Source organism: Streptomyces aureus (assembly GCF_001418135.1).
Classification (GTDB): Bacteria; Actinomycetota; Actinomycetes; order Streptomycetales; family Streptomycetaceae; genus Streptomyces; species Streptomyces aureus_A.
Map to the genome: position 1 here is coordinate 1 of NZ_LIPQ01000591.1, position 6,497 is coordinate 6,497.

7 protein-coding genes are annotated in these 6,497 nt (G+C 71.7%); 5 read left to right on the forward strand and 2 right to left on the reverse strand.

Annotation, left to right across the window (positions count from 1 at the left end; translation table 11 throughout):
* The 3 genes from AOK00_RS34580 to AOK00_RS34590 all read left to right on the forward strand — a co-directional run.
* The coding region (locus AOK00_RS34580) for a right-handed parallel beta-helix repeat-containing protein (protein ID WP_055604092.1) at window positions 1–1,446 on the forward strand (1,446 nt) is incomplete at its 5' end.
* 255 nt (window positions 1,447–1,701) lie between these two features.
* Entirely contained in the window at window positions 1,702–2,220 is a 519-nt protein-coding gene (locus AOK00_RS34585; protein ID WP_055604093.1) for a DUF2231 domain-containing protein, read from the forward strand.
* Window positions 2,221–2,510: 290 nt separating this feature from the next.
* Window positions 2,511–3,158, forward strand: coding sequence for a ScbR family autoregulator-binding transcription factor (locus AOK00_RS34590; RefSeq protein WP_055604094.1), 648 nt, complete (start codon window positions 2,511–2,513; stop codon window positions 3,156–3,158).
* Window positions 3,159–3,194: 36 nt separating this feature from the next.
* Here the strand turns inward: AOK00_RS34590 and AOK00_RS34595 are convergent, their stop codons facing one another.
* The gene (locus AOK00_RS34595; protein ID WP_055604097.1) at window positions 3,195–4,145 is read right to left on the reverse strand and encodes an NAD-dependent epimerase/dehydratase family protein; all 951 of its coding nucleotides are present in this window, start codon (window positions 4,143–4,145) and stop codon (window positions 3,195–3,197) included.
* Between the two features lie 41 nt (window positions 4,146–4,186).
* Window positions 4,187–5,137, reverse strand: coding sequence for a ScbA/BarX family gamma-butyrolactone biosynthesis protein (locus AOK00_RS34600; protein WP_055604095.1), 951 nt, complete (start codon window positions 5,135–5,137; stop codon window positions 4,187–4,189).
* 128 nt (window positions 5,138–5,265) lie between these two features.
* Here AOK00_RS34600 and AOK00_RS34605 point away from each other — a divergent pair, with 128 nt between their 5' ends.
* Entirely contained in the window at window positions 5,266–5,946 is a 681-nt protein-coding gene (locus AOK00_RS34605) for a ScbR family autoregulator-binding transcription factor (protein ID WP_055604096.1), read from the forward strand.
* Between the two features lie 128 nt (window positions 5,947–6,074).
* The coding region (locus AOK00_RS34610; protein ID WP_173861723.1) for an acyl-CoA dehydrogenase family protein at window positions 6,075–6,497 on the forward strand (423 nt) is incomplete at its 3' end.

Sequence of the window (6,497 nt, forward strand, 5' to 3'; positions counted from 1 at the left end):
GCCCTCGCCGGCATCGTCGCCCTCCCCACCGCACCCGCCTCGGCCGCCGGGAGCACCACCTACGTGGACTGCTCACGTCCGGTCGCCGGCGACGGCAGCCAGGCCTCGCCGTTCAACAGCGTCGCCCAGGCCAACGGGAGGACGTACGCGGCCGGGGACACCCTCGCCTTCGCGGCCGGCACCATCTGCACCGGGTCCCTCGCCCCCAAGGGCAGTGGAACCGCCACCGCCCCCATCACGCTGACGAGGTACGGCACCGGCGCGCTGCCCGTGATCGACGGCGGCGGCGCCCCGGACACCGTCTCCCTGACCAACCAGGACCACTGGCGGATCAGCGACCTGAAGCTGACCAACCCCGCCGCCTCGCTCGCCCGCCGTACCGGACTGCGGATCTCCGCGACCGACGGGAAGGCCCACCGTGGCTTCGACGTCGGTCGTCTGGTCGTCGACCGGGTCGCCGGCCAGACGAGCAAGAACAGCCCGACCACCGAGGACTTCGTCCAGTCCGCCGGCATCGTCACGGGGGCGAGCGGCACCAACTCGACCCTCCACGACGTCCACGTCCACCACAACGAGATCACCAACACCGGCGGGGGCGGCCTCAAGATCCGGGTCGGCGCCATGGCGGTCAAGGGCTCCGGGGTCCTGATCGAGCACAACGTCGTCAAGGACGTCGGGGGCGACGGCATCATCGCCAGCTACGCCGACGCACCCATGATCCAGTACAACAACGCCTCCGGCGTCGGCAACGGCGTCTACCCCTTCTCCGGCGGCAACTTCGCCGGTATCTGGGTGCTCGGCAACCACAACCCGACCATCCAGAGGAACGCCGTGTACGGCATCACCAGGATGTCCGTGGCCGACAGCCAGGCCTTCGACTGCGACTGGGGCAACACCGGCACCTGTCTGATCCAGTACAACTTCAGCCGCGACAACATCGGCGGCTTCTTCCTCGACTGCGACGGGTGCGGCACCATCGGCGGCGCCCAGCAGGTCATCCGCTACAACATCTCCGAGAACGACTGCCGAATGAGCAGCGTCAGCGCGGGCCGGTCCGCGCTGCGCATGTACAACAACGTCCTCTACTGCACGGACAGGAAGTTCAGCATCACCCTCCCCGACGAGAGCGTCGTCGAGAACAACATCTGGGTGGGCACCACCGACTCCCGGCTGCCGACGGCCGCGGGGATCTCCTGGCTCTGGAACGTCTTCCAGGGCGTGCCGAGGCCGACCGCCAACGGCATCGTAGGCGACCCGCACTTCGTGAACCCGGGCACGGGCGGCGACTCGCTCGGCTCCGCCGACGGGTACAGGCTCCGCGCCACGTCGCCGGCGCTGAACAACGGCTCCGTGATCAGCGGCAGCGGTGGCCGCGACTACTGGGGCAACCCGGTCTCCGCGACCTCCAAGCCGCACCGCGGCGCCTACAACGGCCCCGGGTTGTAGCCCGCTCGCACCCCCGGCGAACCGGTGTCGGGCGCCGGGGGTGCTCGCCCTCGTCAGCCACGGGGCGGCGACCGCGAGCAGGGCGGGCACGCCGAGCGGGATCGCCGGTCACGCGTCCACCCCACGCGTACGACGCACGCGCCGTTTCAGGGCACGGAAGGCGGAAAGCCGCCCCGCATGAACGCGTCGCAGATACAGGGTCCCGGTGTCCGCGTGGAAGGCGTCGAAACGGGGGCGACCCCGGGGCCAGGATGGATGCCGCGCACGATGGACCGCCTGGAGCGCGCGGCGGCGCTGGACGGTGCCGCCGATCGCATGCGGAGCGTCGTGCGAGCCGCTCCCCTGGGCCGCGGCCGGGGCGTACTGCGCGGCCGGTGGCTCGGGCACCCCGTCCACCCGCTGCTCGTGCACGTACCCATCGGCGCATGGCTCTCCGCGGCCGTCCTCGATCTGCTGCCCGGTCAGCGCCGGGCCGCGCGGACCCTCGTCGGCGTGGGCCTCGCAGGCGTCGCCCCGGCCGCGGTCTCGGGCTGGGTCGACTGGGCGGAGTTCGACCTGCCGCGGAGGCGACTGGGTCTGGTGCACGCGGCCACGAACGTCGCGGCCGTGGCCCTCTACACGGCGTCCTTCGCCGCCCGGGGCGGCAATCACCCGGGCCTCGGCCGGGCCCTCGGCTTCGCGGGGCTCCTCGCGGTCGGCGTCACCGGGGCGATCGGCGGCCACCTGGCGCATCACCGGGCGCCGGCAGCCACGACCACGCCCGGTGACGCCTGACCACCGTCTGCACCGGATACCGGCAACAAACCTGTGGCTCGGTTTGCTCGTTGAGGTTCAGCATGGCCCACGGGCGCACGTCCGCGGCTTCGACCGTCACCCCACTCACCACCCCGTAAGCATCCGTATCCGTTCAGCGGGGCACCGGCCTTCGGCGCGCACCGAAACACTCAAGGGCGTACGAAAACCTCGTACAATACCAAGCAGTCGGTTTGGAGTCGTCGAGCGGTACGGCGGAACGGGGGCGCCCGCCCGTGCCACCGCGACGCACGGTGCTACGGGAGCCACGGGTGACCAAACAGGAGCGGGCCGCACGGACCCGCGAGGCGCTGATCAAGTCGGCTGCCGGGGAGTTCGACCGGCACGGCTACACCTTGGCCAAGCTGTCGGCGATCAGCACGGGCGCCGGAGTGAGCCCCGGCGCGCTTCACTTCCACTTCGAGAACAAGCCCGCGGTGGCCGCCGCCGTCGAGGAGGAGGCGTCCACCGCCCTGCGCCGGACGGCCCGGATCGTGTACCGCCAGGGGTCCAACGCCCTGCAGAACCTCGCCGACACCACGCACGCCCTCGCCCGGCTGCTCCGTGAGGACATCGTCGTCCGCGCGGGATACCGGCTCAGCTGCTCACGGGGCTGTCGTACGGAACTGAATCTGCGCCAGGAATGGCAGAGCTGCGTCCAGCAGCGGCTGGCGGAGGCGGCCGACGAGGGACTGCTCGCCACCGGTCACGGCGGTCAACAGGACCTCGTCCGCACGGTGGTGGCCGCCACCGTCGGCCTGGAGGCACTGCGCCGGGACAACGGCGAGTGGCTGTCGCCCGACACCGTCACCGGTCTGTGGCGGACGATGCTGCCGATGCTGGCCGCCCCCGGGACACTCGCCGGTCTGGAGCCGGCGGGCAGCGCGGCCGTCCCGGCCGCCCGCACTCCGGCCGTCTGACGGCCCATCGGTCGCCCGTCGCGACGGGCGGCCGGTTCAGGAACCGTCGAGGAGACTCCGGTACCAGGGCAGATGATCGGCGAAGTCCACGGCGAAGCCCGGCCCGGGGTCGCAGCCGAACTCCCGCCACGGGCGGTCGTCGGCGAACCAGTGGTCGGTCGCGAGCATGTCCAGGTGGTGCAGCGCGAACGGCACGTCCGCGAGCAGCGTGCGGGCCGCCGCGATGTCCACCGCCGGCCCCCGGCTCTTCCCCGTCCGGTGGGTGAGCAGGTCCTCGGCGGCCGCGAGCAGCTCGCCGACCGGCACGGGCTCGGGGTGCTGGACGTAGTACGGCCCCGGCTCGGTCGCGGAGGAGAGCGCGGCCCCGAGCAGGGCGCCCGCCAGGCTGTCCACGTCGATCAGGGAGTGCAAGGACGCTCCCCCGTCGAGCGGCGCCGGGAGGGCGGCGAGAAGCCGGACCACGCCCGGGATCAGCTGCCGGTCGCCGGTGCCGTACACGAGGTGCGGGCGCAGTACGGTCCCGCCCGCGTCCAGCACGTGGCGCTCGCCTGCGGCGCGGGTGCGGCTGGTCGCCGAGCCGGGGGCGAGCGGCAGGGTGCCGGGGGCGGCGGCCCGGAAGGGGCCGCGGCCGTGGACGGACGCGGTGCTCAGGGAGACGATCCGGGTCACCCCGGCGGCCACGGCCGCGTCGACCAGGGCGCGGGTGCCCTCGTCGTTGACCGCGCGGGCCAGCTCCGCGTCCCCGCCGATCGCCGACGCGCAGTGGATCAGGACGTCGACCCCCTCGCAGGCGCGGCGCAGCGAGTCGGGGTCCCGGAGGTCGCCCAGGACCGTCTCGACCCCGGATCCCGCCGTCTCCGCCGGGTCGGTGGGCGGGCGGCGGGCCAGCAGGCGGACGCGCGCGGGCTCCTCGGCCGACGCCGCCGCGGCTGCCACCCGGCCGCCGATGAAGCCGGTCGCGCCGGTGATCAGAAGGTGAGGTGCCATCGTGCCCATCGTGCCCATCGTGCCCATCGCGCCGATCCGGTTCAGCCCGCCAGCCGGCTGCCGAGGCCGGCTCCGGCCACCGCGAGTTCCCGGGACGGGGAGGTGAGAGTGCACTGGAAGACGGAGTTGCCGTCCTGCCGGCCGTCGACCCGGACGGTGGTCGTCGAGGGGTCGGCGCCGGGCACGATCTCCGTCTCGATCCAGCAGGGGCTGTCGAGTTCGGCGTAGCGGGAGAAGGAGACGTCCATCACGGCGGGCAGGAACGCCTCGCTGCCGACCGTCGCCGTCGCGGCCTGCCGGGCCGCTTCGAGGAGCACCATGCCGGGCACGTGGTCGTTCGGGCGCCGGAAGAGGGTGCTGTGGGCGGTGTTGATCCGCAGCTGCCACTGGTCGGGGCGGTTGCCCGGCCCGAGCACGACGTCCTTGGCGTCCTCGCGGCCCACGAGGTGCGGGGCGACTTCGGGGATCAGCGGGACGGGACGGCCGAGCGCGGCCATCCGCTCGCCGCGGATCCTGCGGTACGCGAGGGCGGAGGTGCAGCGCGCCTGGGCCGTGCCGGTGCCGAGGAACCGGCCGTCGCGGGTGAGCACCAGGGTGGTGCGCAGGTCACGGAGGCGGCCGCCGCGGCTGCTGAGGTCGGAGCAGATGACGTCGACGGTCACGTCCGAGGAGAGTCCGTCGACGGAGAGCGCCTCGGGATCGACCCGGTAGGAGAGGCCCCACATGACGAACTGGTCGTCCACGGGTACCCCGAACTCGGCGTGAGCGATCAGCATGGTGGTCTGGCGTATCGTCTCGGCCACCAACACGGGGTCGTGACGGTCCCCTGCCACCGGAGAGAAGAAGGGATGTGAGGCAGGCCAGCGGGCAGAGACGGAGAACCGATTCTCCCGCAATTGAGTCCACCCCGTGGGGATGATGTCCGCGGGATCCGCTCGGTGAACGAACTCCCCGGGGACGTGTGCAGCCGTTCCTCGTCCGTTCTGATCCATGGATCCCCCTTGCAACCCCGCGCCCCTGGGCGGTGAGTCCGCCCGAATTAGAATACGTACAGCGCGGTTTTCTTTTCAATGCTTCACGTCACACGTTGAGCACAGACAGCGAGACAGCAGGAGGCGCCTTGGCGCAGCAAGCGCGTGCAATCCGAACCCGACGGGTGATCCTCGAGTCGGCCGCCACCGTCTTCGCGGAGCGCGGCTACGAGCGGACGACCATCGGCGAGATCCTGGTGCGCGCCGGGGTGACCAAGGGAGCTCTGTATTTCCACTTTGCTTCCAAGGAAGATCTCGCCCTCGGCGTCCTCGACGCCCAGATGCTCGACATGCCCCTGGCGCCGCAGGAGGTCAAGCTCCAGGAACTCGCGGACCAGGCCTTCCTGCTGACCCACCGGCTGCAGCGCGACGCGCTGGTGCGGGCGAGCGTCGCCCTGGCGCTGGACAGCGGCGCCACCGGGGTCGATCGTGCCGCCCCCTTCCGGGCGTGGATCGACCAGGTGTCGGAGATCCTGATGGTCGCGAAGGCGCGGGGGGAGCTGCTCGTCCATGTGGACGTGACGGACACCGCCGAGCTGTTCTCGGGCGCCTTCTCGGGAATCCAGGCGATGTCCCAGATTCTGTGCGATCGCAATGACCTGGCCCATCGGGTCTCGGTCCTGCTCCAGCATTTCCTGCCGAGCATCTGCACCCCGGCTCTGCTTCCCCGCCTCGACATGACCGAGGGCCGCGCCAGGCAGCTCGGTGCCGAGTACGACGCGAGCCGGCTCCGGAGGGACGAAGTCCATCTCGCGGACACTCCCGGTTAAGAAAACCGACCGCCCGGTCCTCTGAGCGCCCCGACGCAGATCAGCGTCGGGGCGCTCTGGCATCATGGCACTGAGTGTGTTTTGCTGAGGGTACTCAGTGCCACAAGCGTCTAGGGGAGCTCCACATCATGGGCAAGGACTTCGACCTGTATCGGCCCTCCGAGGAGCACGACATGCTCCGGGAGTCGGTGCGTGCGCTCGCGGAGGCGAAGATCGTTCCGTTCGCCGCGGCGGTGGACGAGGAGGGCCGGTTCCCGCAGGAGGCCCTGGACGCGCTGGTCGCCAACGACCTGCACGCCGTGCACGTCCCGGAGGCCTACGGCGGCGCGGGCGCGGACGCCCTGGCCACGGTGATCGTGATCGAGGAGGTCGCCCGCGCGTGCGGCAGTTCCTCCCTGATCCCGGCGGTCAACAAGCTGGGCTCGCTGCCGGTGATCCTGTCCGGCTCGGAGGAGCTCAAGCACAAGTACCTCGGTCCGCTGGCCAAGGGCGACGCGATGTTCTCCTACGCCCTGTCCGAGCCCGACGCGGGCTCCGACGCGGCCGGCATG